This is a genomic window from Sphingomonas sp. P3_C6, from assembly GCF_056402595.1.
In genome coordinates this window covers 1-514 of sequence record NZ_JBFUHB010000075.1, presented here as the reverse complement: position 1 = coordinate 514, position 514 = coordinate 1, and the positions used below count along the sequence as shown (strand labels likewise).

Here is a 514-nt window from a genome sequence, read left to right as displayed (position 1 = left end):
GGGCTGTACGGCGGCAGGAACAGGAGCTTGGCGCCCGCGCTACGGATTGCCTCGCGGATGGCAGGCCGTTTGTGACTGCTCAGATTGTCCATGACGACGATGTCGCCAGGCGAGAGCGTGGGCACGAGGAACTGCTCAACATAGTCTTTGAAGCTCTGGCCGTTGACCGGCTGGTCGAGCACGCACGGAGCGTCGATCCGGTCGCAGCGAAGCGCTGCGAGGAAGGTCATCGTGCGCCAATGGCCATAGGGCACTTTGGCATGGAGCCTTTGGCCAACCGGCGCCCAGCCGCGCAACGGCGCCATGTTGGTCTTCGCCCAGGTCTCGTCGATRAAGACGAGGCGCGCTGGATCAAGCCGGCCTTGATACTTCTTCCACTGCTCGCGGCGCCGGGCCACCTGCGGCCGGAGCTGTTCGGCGGGCAGAACGCTTTTTTTTGAAGCTCAGTCCCTCGGCATGAACAAAGCGCCAGACCTGAACATAGTCGACCTTCACCCCGCGTTCGGCCAGCTCG

General features: G+C 63.5%; 1 pseudogene. It reads right to left on the bottom strand.

The features are described from left to right. Nucleotides 1-514, bottom strand: a pseudogene (locus AC1DT7_RS24260) (IS630 family transposase); the annotation flags it as partial.